This window comes from Falsiroseomonas selenitidurans (assembly GCF_012103215.1).
Classification (GTDB): domain Bacteria; phylum Pseudomonadota; class Alphaproteobacteria; order Acetobacterales; family Acetobacteraceae; genus Falsiroseomonas; species Falsiroseomonas selenitidurans.
In genome coordinates this window covers 136,186-154,303 of the sequence record NZ_JAAVNE010000008.1, presented here as the reverse complement: position 1 = coordinate 154,303, position 18,118 = coordinate 136,186, and the positions used below count along the sequence as shown (strand labels likewise).

The 18,118-nt window shown below is 72.1% G+C and carries 14 protein-coding genes; 4 read left to right on the top strand and 10 right to left on the bottom strand.

Going from position 1 to position 18,118, the window contains the following annotated elements; translation table 11 throughout:
* Positions 1 to 2,754: AAA domain-containing protein (locus HEQ75_RS07525; RefSeq protein WP_235961373.1), on the top strand; the 2,754-nt coding region annotated here is incomplete at its 5' end.
* Positions 2,755 to 2,897: 143 nt separating this feature from the next.
* On the top strand, positions 2,898 to 3,620 hold the full coding sequence (locus HEQ75_RS28135) for a peptidoglycan-binding domain-containing protein (RefSeq protein WP_168028848.1): 723 nt from the start codon (positions 2,898 to 2,900) through the stop codon (positions 3,618 to 3,620).
* A gap of 76 nt (positions 3,621 to 3,696) precedes the next feature.
* Here the strand turns inward: HEQ75_RS28135 and HEQ75_RS07515 are convergent, their stop codons facing one another.
* The 8 genes from HEQ75_RS07515 to HEQ75_RS07480 form a co-directional block, all read right to left on the bottom strand.
* The gene (locus HEQ75_RS07515) at positions 3,697 to 5,028 is read right to left on the bottom strand and encodes a TRAP transporter large permease (protein ID WP_168028845.1); all 1,332 of its coding nucleotides are present in this window, start codon (positions 5,026 to 5,028) and stop codon (positions 3,697 to 3,699) included.
* 2 nt (positions 5,029 to 5,030) lie between these two features.
* Positions 5,031 to 5,570: a TRAP transporter small permease gene (locus tag HEQ75_RS07510; RefSeq protein ID WP_168028843.1), complete on the bottom strand. Its 540-nt coding sequence runs from the start codon at positions 5,568 to 5,570 to the stop codon at positions 5,031 to 5,033.
* A 1-nt stretch (position 5,571) separates the two neighbouring features.
* Positions 5,572 to 6,549, bottom strand: a complete 978-nt coding sequence (locus HEQ75_RS07505) for a TRAP transporter substrate-binding protein (RefSeq protein WP_168028841.1) — start codon at positions 6,547 to 6,549, stop codon at positions 5,572 to 5,574.
* Positions 6,550 to 6,679: 130 nt separating this feature from the next.
* The gene (locus HEQ75_RS07500; protein ID WP_168028839.1) at positions 6,680 to 7,663 is read right to left on the bottom strand and encodes a TRAP transporter substrate-binding protein; all 984 of its coding nucleotides are present in this window, start codon (positions 7,661 to 7,663) and stop codon (positions 6,680 to 6,682) included.
* A gap of 99 nt (positions 7,664 to 7,762) precedes the next feature.
* Positions 7,763 to 8,029, bottom strand: a complete 267-nt coding sequence (locus HEQ75_RS07495) for a hypothetical protein (RefSeq protein ID WP_168028837.1) — start codon at positions 8,027 to 8,029, stop codon at positions 7,763 to 7,765.
* Between the two features lie 107 nt (positions 8,030 to 8,136).
* Entirely contained in the window at positions 8,137 to 9,699 is a 1,563-nt protein-coding gene (locus tag HEQ75_RS07490; RefSeq protein WP_168028835.1) for an ABC transporter substrate-binding protein, read from the bottom strand.
* 4 nt (positions 9,700 to 9,703) lie between these two features.
* Positions 9,704 to 10,141: a CBS domain-containing protein gene (locus HEQ75_RS07485; RefSeq protein ID WP_168028832.1), complete on the bottom strand. Its 438-nt coding sequence runs from the start codon at positions 10,139 to 10,141 to the stop codon at positions 9,704 to 9,706.
* Between the two features lie 200 nt (positions 10,142 to 10,341).
* Positions 10,342 to 12,108: a glucan ABC transporter ATP-binding protein/ permease gene (locus HEQ75_RS07480; RefSeq protein ID WP_168028828.1), complete on the bottom strand. Its 1,767-nt coding sequence runs from the start codon at positions 12,106 to 12,108 to the stop codon at positions 10,342 to 10,344.
* 231 nt (positions 12,109 to 12,339) lie between these two features.
* Here HEQ75_RS07480 and HEQ75_RS07475 point away from each other — a divergent pair, with 231 nt between their 5' ends.
* Complete coding sequence (locus tag HEQ75_RS07475) at positions 12,340 to 13,341, top strand: Bug family tripartite tricarboxylate transporter substrate binding protein (protein ID WP_168028826.1); 1,002 nt, start codon at positions 12,340 to 12,342, stop codon at positions 13,339 to 13,341.
* A 182-nt stretch (positions 13,342 to 13,523) separates the two neighbouring features.
* Here HEQ75_RS07475 and HEQ75_RS07470 read toward each other — a convergent pair whose 3' ends face one another.
* Positions 13,524 to 15,917 carry a Calx-beta domain-containing protein gene (locus tag HEQ75_RS07470; protein ID WP_168028824.1) on the bottom strand — a complete coding sequence of 798 codons (2,394 nt, stop codon included), beginning with the start codon at positions 15,915 to 15,917 and terminating at the stop codon, positions 13,524 to 13,526.
* Positions 15,918 to 15,998: 81 nt separating this feature from the next.
* On the bottom strand, positions 15,999 to 17,462 hold the full coding sequence (locus HEQ75_RS07465) for a M81 family metallopeptidase (RefSeq protein ID WP_168028822.1): 1,464 nt from the start codon (positions 17,460 to 17,462) through the stop codon (positions 15,999 to 16,001).
* Between the two features lie 81 nt (positions 17,463 to 17,543).
* Here HEQ75_RS07465 and HEQ75_RS07460 point away from each other — a divergent pair, with 81 nt between their 5' ends.
* On the top strand, positions 17,544 to 18,104 hold the full coding sequence (locus HEQ75_RS07460; RefSeq protein ID WP_209318398.1) for a D-Ala-D-Ala carboxypeptidase family metallohydrolase: 561 nt from the start codon (positions 17,544 to 17,546) through the stop codon (positions 18,102 to 18,104).
* Positions 18,105 to 18,118: the final 14 nt, after the last annotated feature.

Sequence of the window (18,118 nt, the reverse complement as noted above, 5' to 3'; positions counted from 1 at the left end):
GCGGCGGCCGGCGATGCGCGGCTCCGGCCCGGCGCGCTGGCCCTGCCCGGCCTGGCCGAGGCGCGCGCCGTGCTGGCGGAACCCGGCGGCGTCTTCGGCTTCCTGTCCTCGGCCCGCCGGCAGGCCAAGGCGCTGGCGGCGCAGGCGGTGGCGGAAGGCGCGGAACCGCTGGCGGCGCTCGACATCGCGCTCGCCGCGCAGCAGGCGGAAGCCCGGCTCGCCGCCTCCGCCGGCCGGGCCCTCTTCGGCACATTGTGGCGCGAGGCGCCCGCCATGGCGGCGCTGGTCACCTGGCGGGAACGGCATGACGCGGAAGCCGCGGCCGCGCTGGCCCTGCCCTTGCCGCCGCTGGACCCCGCGCCGGTGGAGGCCGCCCTGGCCGCCTGGGCCGAACTGGCGGCGGCCACCGCGCTCGACCCCATGGCTGGATTCGGCATCCCCGACCCGCCGCTGGCCGAGCTGGCAGCACGCCTGGGCGATTGGGCGGCGCAGCCGGCGGCCCTGCCCGCCTGGCTTGCCTGGCGCCGCGCTTTGGCCCTGGCCGGGGAGAGGCTGGCGCCGCTGGCCGCGCCGCTCGCCGGGGACAGGCTGGCGCCGGAAGCCGCGGCCGAGGCCCTGGAGGATGCGCTGGCCGAGGCGCTGCTGAAGGCCGCCATGCGCGCGCGGCCGGAACTCGCGACCTTCGAGGGCGCAGGCTTCGACCGGCTGGTGGCGGAATTCCGCGACGCCGACCGGGATCGCATCGCCCTGGCCCGCGCCGAGGCCCGCGCGGCGCACGCCGCCGGCCTGGAACGGGCGCGCGGCCTGGCCGGCTTCCGCCTGCTGCGCGGCGAGTTCGAGAAGAAGCGCGGCCACCTGCCGGTGCGGGAGATCCTGCTGCGCGCCGGCCCGGCGGTGCAGGCGGCCAAGCCGGTCTTCCTGATGTCGCCGCTTTCCGTCGCGCAGTTCCTGGCGCCGCCGCATGGGCTGCGCCCGGGGCTTTCCTTCGACCTGCTGGTGATGGACGAGGCGTCGCAGATCGAGCCGGTGGATGCGCTGGGCGCCATCGCGCGCTGCGGCCAGATGGTGGTGGTGGGCGACGACCGGCAGATGCCACCCACCCGCTTCTTCCAGCGCATGACCTCGGAGGAGCCGGAGGCGGCCGAGGACGACGCACCGCCCGACACCCCCGTGGCGGCGCGGGAGGTGGAGAGCATCCTCGGCCTGGCCAATGCGCGCGGCGTGCCCAACGTGATGCTGCGCTGGCACTACCGCAGCCGGCACGAAAGCCTGATCGCCACCAGCAACGCCGAATTCTATGGCGGGCGGCTGGTGGTCCTGCCCTCCCCGCGCGCGCGGTCGGAACGCCTGGGGCTTTCCCTGGTGCCGGTGGCCGGGCGGTGGGAGGCCGGTGCCGGCGTGAACCGGGCGGAGGCGCAGGCGGTGGCGGAAGCCGTGCTGCAACACGCCAAGGACAGCCCGGGGGAGACGCTGGGCGTCGCCGCCTTCTCGCTGCGCCAGCGCGACGCCATCCTGGACGCGCTGGAGGCGCTGCGCCGCGCCGATCCGGCCGGCGAGGCCTTCTTCGCCGCACACCCGCACGAGCCCTTCTTCGTCAAGAACCTGGAGAATGTGCAGGGCGACGAGCGCGACACCATCCTGATCAGCGTCGGCTACGCGCCCGGCGCCGATGGCAGGCTGGCCATGCGCTTCGGCCCCCTCTCGGCCGAGGGCGGGGAGCGGCGGCTGAACGTGCTGATCACCCGCGCCCGGACCTGCTGCCGCGTCTTCACCGCGCTGCTGCCCGAGGATATCGACCTGGAGCGCGCCGCCGGCCCCGGCGTCGCCGCCCTGCGCCGCTTCCTCCAGCAGGCCGGGGGTGGCGCCCTGCGCGCGGTGCAGGCGGGGGCGGTGGAGGCACCGCTGCCGCGCGTCATCGCGGCGGAGATCATCGCCGCCGGGCTGGAACCGGTGGGACGGGTGGGCAGCGCCGGGCTGTTCCTGGATGTCGCGGCGCGGCGGGAGGCCGATTTCGTGCTGGGCGTGGAGGCCGATGGCGCGGATTGGGCGGCGCTGCGCGGCGCCCGGGACCGTGACAGCGGCCGCCCGGCGGCGCTGGCCCGCATGGGCTGGTCGCTGCACCGCGCCTGGGGCCTGGCCTGGCTGCAGCAGCCCGGGGCCGAGCGCGCCCGGCTGCGCGCCGCGCTCGGCCTGGCGCCGGCCGAGGCCGAGGCCGCGCCCGCCGCCGCCGCCGATCCCGGCCTCGCCATTCCCTATGCGGAGGCCGCGCCGGCGGTGCCGGCGGGAACGCCGATGGCGGAGGCCGGCTTCGCGCGCCTGGCCGGGATTCTCGCCGCCATCATCCGCGTGGAGCATCCGGCGGCCACCGATTCGGTGCTGGAACGCGCCCGCCTGCTGTGGGGCCAGCCGACGCTCTCGGCCGCCGACCGCGCCGCGCTGGGCCAGGCGCTGCGCCTGGCGACGCGGCTGGAAGGCGTGGCGGAGGCCGGCGGCTTCTGGCGGGCGGAGGGCGCCGGCCCGGTGCTCCCGCGCGACCGCCGCGCCGCCGCGGCGCATCTCCGCCGTGCCACCGCCCTGCCGCCGGAGGAGGTGGAAGCCGCGGCCAAGGCGCTTCTAGCAGCCCTGCCCGGCACCACGGAGGCGGAGCTGGCCGCCGGGGTGGTGCGCCTGCTGGGGCTGGAGGCTTCGGCGGAAGCCGCCATTGCCGCGCGGCTGGCCGCGCTGACCGGTGCCGGGGCCATCGATCCGGCCTGAGCGCGCCGGCCCGGGCCCGGATCGTGACGCGCGGTTGCAACCACACCGTCACCTGCGGCGTTCCCTCGCCCATCGGCCACTCCGGACAGGACCGCACGAGGCGGGACGCAGGACGGGCGGCATCGGCGAAGGGAACGAAGATCATGAACGTGAAGACACGCCTGATGGGCGCCGCGGCGCTCAGCCTGATGATTGCCGCCTGCGGTACCGACCCGCAGGAACGGGTGTCCGGCGGTGCGGCCGCCGGGGCGGCGACGGGGGCCGGCGTCGGTGCGCTGGGCGGGCCGGTCGGGGCGCTCGCGGGGGCTGCGATCGGCGGCGGCGCCGGTGCGGTAACCGGCGCGGTGACGGAGCCGCGCGACGTGAACCTCGGCCGACCGGTCTGGGACAACCCGAATGCCCGCGTCCCCGGGGTGAACGAGCGATCCGCCGACCGCGGCAGCTATCGCAGCGGCCGGTCCGAGCGGGTGAGCGAGGCGCAGCGCGCGCTGAACCAGCAGGGCTTCAATGCCGGCCCGGTGGACGGCATCTGGGGCCCGCGCTCCCGCAGCGCCATGCGCGAGTACCAGCGCGCCAACAACATGGCGGCGACCGGCCAGCTTGATCGCAGCAGCATGGCCAGCCTGACCGGCAGCGGCAACCAGGGCGGCAGGCAGTCCATGGACAGCATGCGCAGCACCGGGGCGAACCAGGGCAGCATGGGCGGCACCTCCGGCGGCGGCATGGGCGCCAATGACGGGATGCCGGGCAACCGCCCGACGAGCGAGGGCGCGGGGACCGACCGGGCAAACCAGCCGGGCGCCGGCAGCAACAACGACAGCCCCGGCGGTGGCGCCGCCGCCAGCCCGAGCAGCTCCACCAACTGATCCGGGCCACCCCCGCGGCGCCCGGCCGCGGGGCGACCCGACTGGCGCCGCCACCCGGGTGGCGGCGCCTTTGCGTTCAGCCGCCCATCATCGTGTTGGGCAGGAAGGTCACCAGGCCCGGGAACAGCGTCACCAGCGCCACGGCCACCAGCAGCAGCCCGAAGAAGGGCATGGTGTGCGCCGCCACCGTCATCATTCCCTTCCCCGTCAGCCCCTGCAGCACGAACAGGTTGAAGCCGACCGGCGGCGTGATCTGCGCCAGCTCCACCACCAGCACGATGAAGATGCCGAACCAGATCAGGTCGAAGCCGGTCTGCGCGATGATCGGCAGCACGACGGAGGCGGTCAGCACGATCATGCTGATGCCGTCGATGAAGCAGCCGAGCACCAGGTAGATGATGGTGAGCAGCGCGATGATGGTGAAGGGGCTGAAGCCCTGGCTGCCCACCCAGGTGGCCATCGCCGCCGGGATGCCGGAATAGGCCATGGCCTTGGTCAGGAAGGCAGCCCCCGCCAGGATCAGGTTGATCATGCAGGACAGCCGCACCGCCCCCATCAGGCTGGCGGCGAAGGAGGCGCGGTTCAGCGTGCCGCCCCAGGCGGACAGCGCCAGCGCCCCGGCCACGCCGAAGGCCGCGGCTTCCGTCGCCGTCGCCCAGCCGAAATAGATGCTGCCCATGACGAAGCCGATCAGCAGCAGCACCGGGAACAGCTGCCCGCTGGCGCGCAGCTTGTCCTTGAACGGCATGGGCGGATCGGCCGGCGGCACCAGCTTCGGGTTCAGCAGCGACCAGATGGCGATGTAGCCGGAAAACAGCCCCATCAGCAGCAGCCCGGGCACCAGCCCCGCGATGAACAGCCGGACGATGGAAACCTCCGCCGCCACGCCATAGACGATCATCACGATGGAGGGCGGGATCAGCAGGCCCAGCGTGCCGGCGCCAGCCAGCGAGCCGATGGCCAGCGGCTGATGGTAGCCGCGGCTGGTGAGCGCCGGCAGCGACATCTTGCCGATGGTGGCCGCCGTGGCGGCCGAACTGCCGGACACCGCGGCGAAGATGCCGCAGCCGATCACGTTCACATGCATCAGCCGCCCGGGCAGCCACTGCACCCAGGGCGCCAGGCCGCGGAACATATCGTCCGACAGCCGGGTGCGGAACAGGATCTCCCCCATCCAGATGAACAGCGGCAGCGCCGCCAGCGTCCAGCTGGCGAGCGAGCCCCAGACGGCGGAGCCCAGCACCTTCTCGGCCGGGAAGGACGCCATGCCGGCCATCAGCATGGGCAGCGCCACCACGCCCACCAGCCCGGTGGCCAGCAGCCCCATGCCGATCCAGACGCCGAGGCCGAGGATCAGGAACAGTGCGCCGAGCAGCAGCACCCCGGCTTCGGTCTGTGCGAGATCCATGGTCAGAGCTCCTCCCCGGCGCGCTCGATGGCGGATTTCTCGGCAGCGAGGCGGTAGGACGGCGTGCCGCCGGCCAGGTGCACCACCAGATCGTCCAGCAGCGCCAGGGCGAACAGCGTGCAGCCCGCGGCACAGGCCGCCTGCGGGATCCACAGCAGCCAGGGCACCGTGCCCTGGGCCACGTCCTCGAACATCCAGCTGTCATGCGCGAGGTCGGCCACCGCATAGGCCAGGAACAGGCAGAGCCCGGTGCCCAGCACCAGCGCCACCGTTTCCATCGCGAAGCGCGCCGGGCCGTGGAGATGGCCGATGATGAGGTCGACGCGGATATGCGCGCCGTGGCGGAAGGCATAGGCCAGCGGCAGCAGGGCCGAGCCCGCGACGGCGAAGGCCGTCAGGTCGTCGGCGCCGTCCAGCGAAAGCCCGAACTGCCGGCCGATGACCTGCAGCGCGATGATGATGCCGATGCCGGCCAGCGCCAGGCCGCCGGCGATGCCGCCGGCGAGATAGAGCAGGTCGAGCCCCCGCCGCAGCGCCGCCATCTCAGCCGGCCGCCTTCAGGCCATCGAGCACGCGCTGGCCATCGGCGCCGGCGCGGCCGACCCATTCCGCGGCCATCGCGGCGCCGATGCGCGCCATCCCCTGCATCAGCGCCGGGCTGGCGGTGGCCACCGTCATGCCGCGGGCGGCCAGCGTCGCCTGCGCCGATTGCTGCGCCTGCGCGCTCATCGCCCAGCCGCGAGTCTCGGCCGCCGCGGCGGCTTCGCGCACCTTCGCCTGCAGGTCGGCGGGCAGCGCCTCCAGCGCCCGGCGGTTCACGAAGACCGCATTCTTCGTCCAGGTGAAGCCGATCGGCGTGAAGAACTTCGCATAGTCCCAGGCCGCGCTGTCCACGCCGGTGGCGGCGGAGGTGACCATGGCGTTGACCACGCCGGTGGCGAAGGCCTGCGGAATCTCGGCCGCCTGCACCAGGGTGGGCGTGGCGCCGATCAGGGTGGCGAAGCGGTTGGTCATCACGTTGAAGGTGCGCATCCGCGTGCCGCGCAGCGCCTCCAGCGTCTCCACCGGGGTGTTGGTGTAGAAGCCGGAAGGCGGCCAGGGCACGGTGTAGAGCAGCGAGAGCCCCTGGCGTGCCAGCCGCGCCTCCAGCATCGGCCGCGTCAGGTCGGCCAGCTTCCTCGCCTCGGGGTAGGAGGTGACGAGCTGCGGGATGCTGTCCACTTCCAGCAGCGGATCCTCATTGCCGTAGGCCGAGATCAGGATCTCGCCCAGTTGCACCTGGCCGGTCTGCACGCCGCGCTTGATCTGCGGCAGCGGCAGCAGGCTGCCATTGCCGTGCAGCGTGATGCCGAGCCGGCCGTCGGAGGCCGCTTCCACCGCCTGGATGAACGCGCGGATGTTGCGGGTGTGGAAGTTGCCGTCCGGATAGGGGGTGGCGAACTGCCAGCGCGTGGCCTGGGCCTGGGCGGCGGCAGGCATGGCAAGGCTGGCCGCAAGCAGCCCGCGGCGGGATAGGATCATGCTGGAAGCCCCTGTCTCGTGAATGTTTTTCTGCCACGGATCATCGCGGCGAAAGGCGCTGCGGTGCAAGGGGTTGTTGCACCGCAGCGTGCCGGCCCCTTGCCCCGGAGGGGGAAAGGGGCCGTGCGGGTCAGGCCTTGTAGTCGGCGATCAGCTTGGCGCCGTCGGCGCCGGCGCGGCCCACCCATTCCTGCGTCATGGTCTGGCTGATGCGGCCGAGGCCGGCCAGGAATTCCGGCGTCGGCGGCAGAATCTGCATGCCGCGGGTTCCAAGCGTGGCTTCCGTGGTGCGCTGCGCCTCCGCGCTCATCGCATAGCCGCGCGTCTCGGCCGCCGCGGCCGCCGCACGAATCGCCGCCTGGTCGGCCGCGGAAAGCGCGTCCAGCGCGCGGCGGGAAACCAGCACGGCGTTCTTGGTCATGGAGAAGCCGAGCGGCGTGAAGACCTTGGCGTAGTCCCAGGCCGCGGTGTCGACGCCGGTGGCGGCGGAGGTGATCTGCGCCTGCACCACGCCGGTGGCGAAAGCCTGGGCCAGTTCGGCCGACTGCACCAGCGTGGGCTGCGCGCCGACGAGGGCGGCGAAGCGGTTGGTGGCCGGGCTGAAGGTGCGGAAGCGCAGGCCGCGCAGGCCCTCGATCGTGGTGATGGGCTGCTGCGCATAGAGCCCGGCGGGGGGCCACGGCACCATGTAGAGCAGCGTCAGCCCCTGCCGCGCCAGGCGCGTCTCGATATAGGGCTTCTGCAGGTCGGCCAGCTTCTTCGCCTGCGGGTAGTTGGTGACCAGCTGAGGGATCGCATCCGCGTCGAAGAACACGTCCTCGTTCGAATAGGCGGTCAGCAGGATCTCACCGGCCTGCACCTGGCCGGTCTGCACGCCGCGCTTGATCTGCGGCATCGGCAGCAGCGCGCCGTTGGAATGCAGCTGGATGGACAGGCGGCCGCCGGTCGCACCCTCGATGTCCGTCAGCATCTGGCGGATGTTGCGGGTGTGGAAATTGCCGTCGGCGTAGGGGGTCGCCATCTGCCAGCGGGTCTGCGCGGCGGCGCCGCGCGAAAGCGCCGGCAGCGCCAGGGCGGCACCCGTGGCGGCGAGGAGGTGGCGGCGGTCGATCATGGTGAAGCTGTCCCTCGGATGTTGGTCTCCGTGGCCGAAGCATCACCCCCAACCGCCACCCGGGCAAGCCCCCGAGGGCGGGGCCAGGCGGCGGGCGGGCTACAGCGGGTAGTCGCGCGCCGGGTCGATGCCGGCGGCGGCGAGGAATTTCCGCATCTCCACCACCTCCTCCTTCGACAGGCTGTGATGCGTGTCGTGGAAGCCGTGCGTGTGGCCGGCAAGCGTCACCTTCACCTGGCCATGCCCGCCGGTGGCGATCTCCGCGCCCAGTTCCTCGAAGACATGGAAGGCCTGCTTCGGGTCGATATTGGCGCTGACGGGATGCGCGAACAGGGCGTGCAGGACCTTGCGGTGCTGGTGGTTCATGCCGGGACTCCTGGCGTTGCTGTGCCGCCATCCTCGCCCCGGCGCCGCGGCGGGTCCTTGACGTGAATCAAGCACCCGCCGCGCCGCGCGCTGCAGCGCGCCCGCGGTCAGGGTGCCGGGCGGGTGCCCATGGCCACGGTGCGTTCATCCATCCGCGGCTCATGCACCAGGCCACGGCGCGTCGCCCAGGCATTGGCGATGTTGAACAGCGGCACCATTGCGACATCGTCGGTGGCCAGGCGGATCGCCTGCTGCAGCACGGCGGCGCGGTCCTCCAGCTTCAGCAGCGTCGCCGCGCGATCGGTCAGCGCATCCAGCGCCGGGTTGGAATAGCGCGCGGCATTGGCCGCGCCGCGCTGCGCCCGGCGGTCGAAGGTGCCGATGACGCTGATGAGGAAGCTGCCGGCCTCCCCGGTGCTGCTGCCCCAGCCGGCCAGGCGGAGGGGGAATTCCTGGCGCGAGGAGCGTACGGAGAAGCTGGTCCAGGGCAGCGCCTCCACCGCCGTGCGCACGCCGATCCGCGTCCACATCTGCGCCACCGCCTGGGCGGTGCGGGCATCGTTGGGGTAGCGGTCGTTGGGCGTGAACAGCGTCATGCGGAAGCCGTCCGGATAGCCGGCTTCCGCCAGCAGGCGGCGCGCTGCTTCCGGGTCGAAGGCCGGCACCGGGACATCCGGCGCATGGGTGGTGGTGCCGCGCGGCATCCACTGCCCGGCCGGCGCCGCCGCGCCCTCCATCACCCGGTCGACCAGCGCCTCCCGGTTCACCGCGATGGTCAGCGCCCGGCGCACGCGCAGATCGTCGAAGGGATTGGTCGGCAGCGGGTTGCCGGCATTGTCCGTCACCTGCGGCAGGTTGCCGCGGCGGGAGCGGTCGAAGGCGATGAAGATCAGCCGCAGCCCCTGCACCTCCGCGATGGAAACCCGGCTGTCGCGGCGCAGCCGGGCGAGGTCGGTGGAGGGCACCTGGTCGATCACGTCCACATCGCCGGCCAGCAGGGCGGAGACGCGGGCGGTGTCGTTGGCGACGACGCGGTAGGTCACCCGTTCCCAGGGCTGCGCCGGGCCGAACCAGGCGGGGTTGCGCGCCAGTTCGAAGCGGTCGCCCGGCACCGCGCTGGTGATGCGGTAGGGGCCGGTGCCGATGGCGGCGCGGCCGGCGTTGAAATCCTCCGTGCCGCGGCCCTCCACCGCATGCCTGGCGACGATGGCGATGGAGCCGAGTTCCACCGGCAGCAGCGGGTGCGGCGCGGCGGTGTGGAAGCGCACCGTCAGCGGGTCGATCACCTCGGTCCGCTTGATGGCGCGGACGAAGGGGCTGAAGCTGGCCGGGCTGTTCGGCACCAGCGGCGGCCGGGCGATGGAAAACGCCACATCCTCCGCCGTGAAGGGCTGGCCGTCATGCCAGGTGACGCCGGGGCGCAGCCTGAATTCCCAGACCGTGGGCTCGATCGCCTCCCACGACGCGGCCAGGCCCGGGTAGGGCTTGACCTCCGCATCGCGTTCCACCAGCCGGTCGAAGATGTGCATCGACAGGGCGAAGTTGGGGGCGGCGTTGTAGTAGTGCGGGTCCACCGAGGTGGGCGGCGCGCCGGTGGCGACCGTGAGGGTCTGTGCGCCCGCAAGTGCGGGCAGCAGGGACAGGCAGGTGGCCAGGATCGCACGCCGCATCGTCTCACCCCGCGCTTTCGACGTAGTGCCGAAGCTCCTCCGCCTCGTGCACCGCTTCCTCGATCCGCGCCTTCACCAGGTCGCCGATCGAGACCATTCCGGCGAGGCTGCCATCCTCCTCCAGCACCGGCAAGTGACGCACGCGGCGGTCGGTCATCAGCGCCAGCGCCGCGGCGATGCGGGTGCGCGGCGTGACGGTGTGCAGGGCGCGGGTCATCAGATGCGCCACCGGCAGGGTGACGGCTTCCGCGCCATGCGCGCCGAGCACGCGGACGATGTCGCGTTCACTGACGATGCCGAGCACCTCGCCACCGGAATCGCGCACCAGCGCGGCGCCGATCCGATGGTTGGACAGCACCTGCGCGGCCTGGCCGACGGTGTCCTCGGTCGCGACCGAGATCACCTCCGTGCCCTTGCGGCGCAGGATGATGGCGATGGTCATGGTTGTTTTCCTCCCGACACGGCCGGGAGCGCCAGGGTGCGCCCGGCCGAAAGAGGATCGTGACAGGATGCAGCGGGAGGATTCAAGGATTGCGTGCAGGTCCGCCATGGGCACAGCCGCACATTGCGTGGAGCGCATGGTCTGGCACCCGCAGGGCGCATAGGCCAGCAACCGATGGCCCGTGGCGGTGGCGCGGGGCCTCAGGCGGCGGCGCCCTCCGCCCCGGCCAGCTGCGTCCTGACCAGCTCGGCGAAGCGCCCATTCAGCGCGACCAGCGCGGCAAAGCTGCCGCGCTCCATCACCCTACCCTGCTCGAAGACCAGGATCTCATCCGCATCGCGCACCGTGGACAGGCGATGCGCGATGACGAAGGTGGTTCGGCCGGCCATCAGCGCGCGCAGCGCCCGCTGTACCCGCGCCTCCGTCGCCGCATCCAGCGCACTGGTCGCCTCGTCCAGGATCAGCACCGGCGGGTCCTTCAGCAGGGCGCGGGCGATGGCCAGGCGCTGGCGCTGGCCGCCGGACAGCGCCGCGCCGCGTTCCCCCACCAGCGTGTCGTAGCCCTGCGGCTTGGCCATGATGAAGTCGTGCGCCTCCGCCATCCGGCAGCAGCGCTCCAGATCCTCCTGCGTCGCGTCGGGGCGGCCGATCAGCAGATTGGCGCGGATGGTGCGGTTGAACAGCAGGCTTTCCTGGAATACCACGCCGACATTGCGGCGCAGGCTGTCCAGCGTCAGGTCCCGCAGATCGTGCCCGTCCAGGGTGATGCGGCCTTCCACCGGGTCCCACAGCCGTTGCAGAAGGGCCATCGCGGTGGATTTGCCGGCGCCGGTCTGGCCGACCAGCGCGATGGTGCGGCCCGGCGCGGCCTCCATCTCCACATCGCGCAGGATGGGCGGGCCGCCGGGATAGGCGAAGGCCACGTTCTCGAACCGCACCGCGCCGGTGGCGCGCCCAAGCGCCGTGGCGTCCGGCTTTTCCGGCACCGAGGAGCGGGCATCGAGCACGGCGAAGAATTCCTCGAGCGACGGCATCTGGAACACCAGGCGGGAGACGAAGCCCACTGCGCCCTCCAGCCGCCCGATCAGCAGCGTGGCGAAGCCCATGAAGGAGACGATCTCCCCCACCGAGGCCCGGCCCTGCACATGCAGCAGCGTGCCGAGCACGAAGATGGCGATGACGGTGACGGTGGAGGCCGCGCGCGTCAGCACCGCCACCACCGCCCACCAGTTCAGCACCGGGAACTGGTGGTCCAGCACCTGGCGCACGATGTCGCCGAACATCCGCGCCTCCGACGCCAGGCGGGAGAAGGACTGCACCACCACCACATTGGACAGCGCATCCTGCGCATTGCCCGCCAGGCGCGATTGCAGCGTCTCCACCTCGCCCTGGGCTGCCTCGGTCTTCTGGATCACCCAGGCGGACACCACCGCGAACAGCACCACGAGCGCGATCAGCAGCAGGCCGAGCCGCCAGTTCATCGCCAGCGTCAGCGGCAGCAGCACCACGGCGGCGATGAAGGTGGTCAGGTGCTCACGGAAGAAGGACAGCCAAAGGCCGAACAGGTTGTCCGCGCCCACCAGCATCACCTTCATCAGCCGGCCGGACTGCGTATCCCCGTGGTAGGACAGCGGCAGGGACAGCACATGCTCGAAGTAGCACGCCATCACGGTCAATCGGTTGCGGTGCGCCATGCGGTCCGACAGCAGGGCGACGGCGACATTGGCGCCGATGGCGGAAAGCCCCACCGCGCCCCAGAGCACCAGCAGCGCGAGGGCCTCTTGCCACAGGGCCGCCTGTTCCAGCCTTTCGGATCGCGCCAGCAGGTCGATCACCCGGCCGAACAGGACCGGTTCCAGGAATTGCAGCCCCGCCAGCGCCAGGGCGGCGAAGCACAGGCCATAGGCGATCCAGCGATCCGGGCCCAGCAGCCGGAGCACACGCAGGTAAAGCCGCAGGAACCCCATGTGCCGGTACCCTTCCCTCCCCACCACCATCGCGCAGACCACGCCCGGCCCGCCAGACGCGTCCCTGGGGGGGGCGGCGCCCCGGCAGCGCCGCGGGGCAACCTCTTCGCAACCAGACCTCGCCAATAATCGCGCCGCTTGCAAGTGAGCGCCGAAACGCGGCAGGAACGCGGTGCAAGCGGCACAACGGGACGAGAGTTTCCGAAGCCCGCCGCAAGGAGGATGTTTATCATGCCATTCAGCCGTCGAACCCTGCTCGGTGCCAGCCTCGCCGTCCCCGCCCTGCTGCCGCGGGCGAGCCTGGCCCAGGGTGCCTGGTCGCCCGCCCGCCCCATCCGCATCGTCGTCGGCTTCCCGCCGGGCGGCACCACGGACATTGCCGCGCGCCTGCTGTCAGAGCCGCTGGGCCGCCGGCTGGGCCAGACCGTGGTGGTGGAGAACCGGCCCGGCGCCGGTGGCAATATCGGCAGCGACGTGGTCGCCAAGGCCGAGCCCGACGGCCTGACCCTGCTGATGCAGACGATCAGCGGCGGCGCCATCAACTACGCCCTGTACGGCACCCGCATGCCGGTGAAGCCGGAGGATTTCGCCGCGGTGGCGCTGATGATGCGCGTGCCGAACGCGATCTTCGTCAACCCGCAGGTCCCCGCCCGCACGCTGGCGGAGCTGGTGGCGCTGGCCAAGGCGCAGCCGGGCGTGCTGAACCACGGCTCCTCCGGCGCCGGCACCTCGCTGCACATGACCGGGGAGCTGCTGAAGCTTGAGGCCGGCATCGACATGACTCATGTGCCCTTCCGCGGCGCCGGCCCGATGCTGCAGGAGATCATCGCCGGGCGGGTGGAGGTGGGGGTGGACAACCTGCCCTCCGTCATCGGCCATCTGCGCGACGGCCGCCTGCGGCCGCTGGCGGTGACGACGAAGGAGCGCTCGCCGGCGATGCCGGAGGTGCCGACCACGGCGGAAGCCGGCCTGCCCGCCGTTGAGGCGACCGCCTGGTTCGGTCTGCAGGCCCCGGCCCGCACCCCGGCGCGCATCGTCCAGCGCCTCTCCGACGAGATGAACCTGATCCTGCGCGATGCCGACATGCAGAAGAAGCTGGCCGACCTGGGTGGCATGATGCCGGCCCTGACGGCCGATGGCGGCACCAGCCCGCAGGCCTTCGACGCCTTCGTGAAGGCGGAGATCGCCAAATGGGCGGTGGTGGTGCAGCGCTCCGGCGCCCGGGTGGAATAGACAGGACCGAAGGCCTGCCCCGGCCGGAGGCCGGGGCGGCTGCGCCTGCCCGGCGCAACACGTCTTGGCCTGCAGCCCGAATCGCCGACCCGAATCGCCGCCGCAGCAGGTGCGGCGGAGCCGGCACGCGCGGCGGCGCGGCGCCCGCGGGGCTGGAAGGTGAAGCCTTCGCGCGGCTGCGGTCAGACGATCCAGTCGTCGTCGGTGATGCGGGCGATGCCATTGCCATCGGCGATGGTGGCGCCCACCGGGGTGGAGAGTTCCACCTTGAACCACTCGGTGCCCTCCGGCACCGAATCGGCCAGCAGGTCGATGGAGATGCTGCGGCGGGTCTCGCCGGGCTCGAAGATCAGGATGCCGGCGGCGGCGACGAAATCCGCCTCGCCGGCGCTGCCCGGCACCGTGCGCCAGTGCACCAGAACCGGCTCCGCCGGGGCGGCCGTCAGCGTCACGTCGAAGGTGGCGCGGTGCAGCGTGCCGGGCGGGTCGGGCAGGATGGGGTCGAGGGCTGCGATCTTCGCCGGCAGCACCGTGCGCCAGTCATCGGCCAGGATCCCGCCGGTGTCGCCCGAATTGGGGTTCCACGACCACCAGGCATAGGACAGGCCCGGCCCGGCCAGGTCCTGCACCCCATTCGCATCGGTGTCGCCGGACAGATAGGCCACGAGCTTGTCCAGCCAGGCGACGTCGCGCGGGTCCGAGAGCCGGCTGCCCATCTCGCTGACCAGCACCGGGGCGATGCCTTCCTTCGCAAGGTAGCCCCACATGCGGTCGAAGATCGCCGGCAGGTTCTCGGGGAAGTCGGCGGCGTAGAAGAAGGGCTGCGGATAGACCGAGTTCGGGTAGTCGTGCGGCGCATAGACCAGCTTGTCCGGCGCGCTGAGCACCACCGGCCGGTCCCGCGCGCCGATCAGGTTCCCGCCCCACCAGTAGTGCTCGCCATTGTGCTCGCCGACGCCTTCCACCAGCACCAGCCAGTCCGGGTTCTTCGCCAGCACCGCGTTGCCGGCGATCTCCGCGGCATGGGCCCAGGATTTCCAGTTGGCACCATGCGGTTCGTTGTGCAGCTCGGCGCCGATCACCGTGGGGTTGCCGGCATAGCGTTCCGCCAGCCCCTCCCACATCCGCACCCAGCGCGCCGTGGTGTATTCGCCCTCATGCCACAGGCCGTTGCCGTTCGGCCCGTTGCCGGCGCTGCTGCGGTGGTGGTCCAGGATGATGCGCAGCCCGATCTCGCCGGCATACGCCACGATGCGGTCGATGATCTGGATCGGCGTGAGCCCCGCCAAATCCGGGTTCAGGTTGAAGTCGATGCCGGACGGCGTGCCGCCCTTCTGGATCGCCTCCGCGGAGAAGGGCAGCCGGATGGCGTTGAAGCCGAGCCCCGCCATCTGGTCCATCATCTCCTGCCAGTTGCGCAGATGCAGGCCATGCGGGGCGAAGCTCGTGGTCTCCAGGCCGAACCAGTTCACCGCGGCGATCTGCACGGCCGTGCCGGTGGCGTCGATGATCTGGGCCCCGCGCGTGGACAGGGCGCCGACCATGCGATGCGCGCCGGCGTCGCCCTCCGTCACCGCCGGCGAATCCGCGATCAGCAGGCGCGGCAGGTCGTCGTTGCGGATGCTGCCGAGGCCCTCCGCATCGGCCAGCACGCCGCGCACCGGGTCGCTCAGGCGCAGGAACAGGGTCTCGTCCGCCTCGGTCACGCGGTCGCCCAGCACCTTCACGGTGACGGTGCGGCTGGTGGTGCCGGCGGCGATGGTCATGCTGCCGCTGGCGGCCAGGTAGTCCTCGCCCGCGCGGGCGGTGCCGTCGGCCGTCGCGTAGCGGAACACCACGTTCTGCGCCGCGGCCTCCGACAGGGTGACGGTGAAGACCAGGTTCACCTGTCCGCCATGGCGTTCCACCACCGTGGCGTCGCCGACCGACAGGCGCGGCCCGTCATCATCCTGGATCACCGCCGCCGCCACGCCGTCCCCCAGCGTGGCGCCCCTGGCCTCGGTCAGGCGGAGCGAGAAGGCCTCGCTGCCCTCCGGCAGGGAATCGTCCAGCAGCGCGATGGCGATGCTGCGGCTGGTCTCGCCGGGGGCGAAGGTCAGGCTGCCGGTGGCGGTGGCATAGTCGCGCCCGGCGCGGGCGGTGCCGGGGTCGGTCGCGTAGTGGATCGTCACCGGGGTGGCGCTGGCCTGGGACAGGCTGACCTGGAACAGCGCGACGCCCGCAGCCTCCCACGCCGTGGTGTCGGCGACGGAGACCAGGGGCGGCGCTGGCGGCGCCACCACCTGGCCACCCAGGGTCCAGCCGGCGGGATCGGCGACGCTGCCGCCGGGGGAGGCGGTGAAGCCGAAGCCCAGCGTGCCGCCCGCCGCCACCACGCCGTTCCAGCCGGCGTTGCGCAGGGTCGTGATGCCGCCGGACTGGCTGACCAGTTCGGCGCCCCAGATATTGTCGATGGTGAAGCCGGCGGCGAAGGACAGGGTCCAGCCATTCAGCGCCGTGTCGGGCGTCAGCGTCACCTGGCCGACGAAGCCCAGCCCCCAGTCGCTGGTTCGCGCAAACCCGACCTGCACGGCCATGCCATCCCCCGATTCGCCCCGACGCAACCCTTCATGTCACGTCGCGATTCGTGAGGTCAACGCACTGAATCGGTGACGATTCTAAATCCTGACGCGCCAGGACACCGGCACGTGCCGGAAGGGCAGCCCCGCCAGGTCCAGCGCCGCCGGGCCAGGGCAGTCGCATTCGACGATGGCGGCACAGCGTTCGGCGTAGGCCGCCCGGAAGTGGTTCTTTGCCTTGTTGGCCAGCAGCCGGGTCCGGGACAGGTCGATGCCGTGCAGCGCGAAGAAGCCAGGGTCCACCGCGGCTTCCTTCCGGCTGGTCAGGATGACGCGCAGCGTCGGTGAAAGCCGGAGCACGGCGGTGGCGCCGAGATCCACCGGCGCGCCCCGCTCCATCGGACCTTCATTGGTGAAGCGCCCCTCGGTCAGCCGCTCGACCACCGCCTGCGCCGAAACCGGCGGACCGAATGCCGGGGTGGAGCGCCCGCCGAGGCGCACCGCGAGGCTGGCGCCAGGGCCGGCGGCGGCGGCCTCGGCCACCGTGTCCGGATCATGCAGGAAGGCGAAGACGGTGGGCACCGGCGGGCCGGCCTGCAGCAGCACGCGCAGCAGGTCCGGCGTATCCGCCACGCCGCCGGACAGCGGGTTGTCCGCCGGGTCCAGCAGCGCCACCAGGCCGGGCGGGGCGGCCAGCGCCGTGGCCAGCGCCGCCTCGGGCCCCGGCAGTTCCACCGCGAATCGCGGCAGCCGGGTGGCGATGGCGTCCCGCACCGCCGCCGCCGCCTGGCGCGCTGCGTCCGGCGTGGTGGCCCAGGCCATGCCGCTGGGGCCCGCATGCGGCGTGTCGCCCCAGGAGAAGCCGCCGAAGGGCGCGGCTTCCGGCACATCCGGCGATTCGAGCGCGGCGGCCACCGCCCAGACCTCCGCCATCGGGCCGCCGGCGGAGCGCATGTGGAAGGAATGCAGCACGCGCGGCAGCTTGGCGATGGCGCCGTGCAGACGCTCCCCGGCCATGCGGCGTTCCAGCAGCGCCAGGGCGCGGGCCGCCGTCGCATCCATGTCGAGATGCGGGTAGCTGCGGTAGACGCTGGCGCCATCCAGCAGCGTGGCGATCTCGGCCGCCATGTTGCCGTGGAAGTCGAAGCTGGCGGTCAGCGGCGTGTCCGGCCCGACCAGGGCGCGCACCCGGCGGATGATGGCGAGGTCCGCCGCCGGTTCATCGGCGGCGACGCAGGCGCCATGCAGGGAGAGGTAGACGCCGTCCCACGGCGCACCGTCCCGCAGCCCCTGCTCCACCTCCGCCAGCCAGCCCTCGAAGGCCTCCCGGGTCAGCGGGCCGCCAGGCTGGGCGGAAGTGCAGCGCAGGATGGTGGCGCGCCAGGCCGGCCGCGCCGCGAGGAAGGCCGCAAGCCCGCCCAGTTCCGTCGCCGTGCCGGCATAGGCCTCGAGCGCCGCTGGCCCCGCCACCCATTCGCGGGAGCGGAGCGCGGCGGCATCGGTGGGGGTGGGGGAGAAGGAATTCCCCTCGAACCAGAGTCGGGCGACAGCGATGTGCGGCATGGCGGCAGTATAGGCACTTCCGTGCCCGCGCGCTCCCCGTACCAGCCACGGATCTCGTTGCGGTATCAGCAATTCCTGTGCATGATCGCAATGGCTTGGCAGGCGCTCTGCCGCGGAGACAATGGCGTGGACTACTCGCAACGGGCACTCGCGGAGGTCATCCGCACCAAGTCGGACATCCTGCTTACGCCGCATTTCCGGCTGTCGGAATTGCTGGCCACTTCGCACAAGAGCATCGACAACTGGCCGGTCACGCCGGAGACCATCCAGAAGCTTCGCTACTGCTGCATCTACATCCTCGAAAAAGTGCGCTCGAAATTCGGCCGGCCGGTCACGGTCAACAGCGGCTTCCGCTCACCGGCCCTGAATGCCAAGATCGGCGGGTCGAAGAAGTCCCAGCACATGCAGGGCGAGGCCGTGGATTTCGAGGTCCCGGGGGTCGCCAATGGTGACATCTGCAGATGGATCAAGGCCAATCTGGTCCATGACCAACTCATCCTCGAATTCTACACCCAGGGGGCGCCGAGTTCGGGTTGGGTGCATTGTTCCGTCGTGCCGACGGGCAACCGGATGCAGGTGCTGACGGCGGTCAAGGAAAAGCAGAGCGGAAAGACCACCTACCTGCCGGGCCTTCACATTTGATCTGGCGCCGGCGG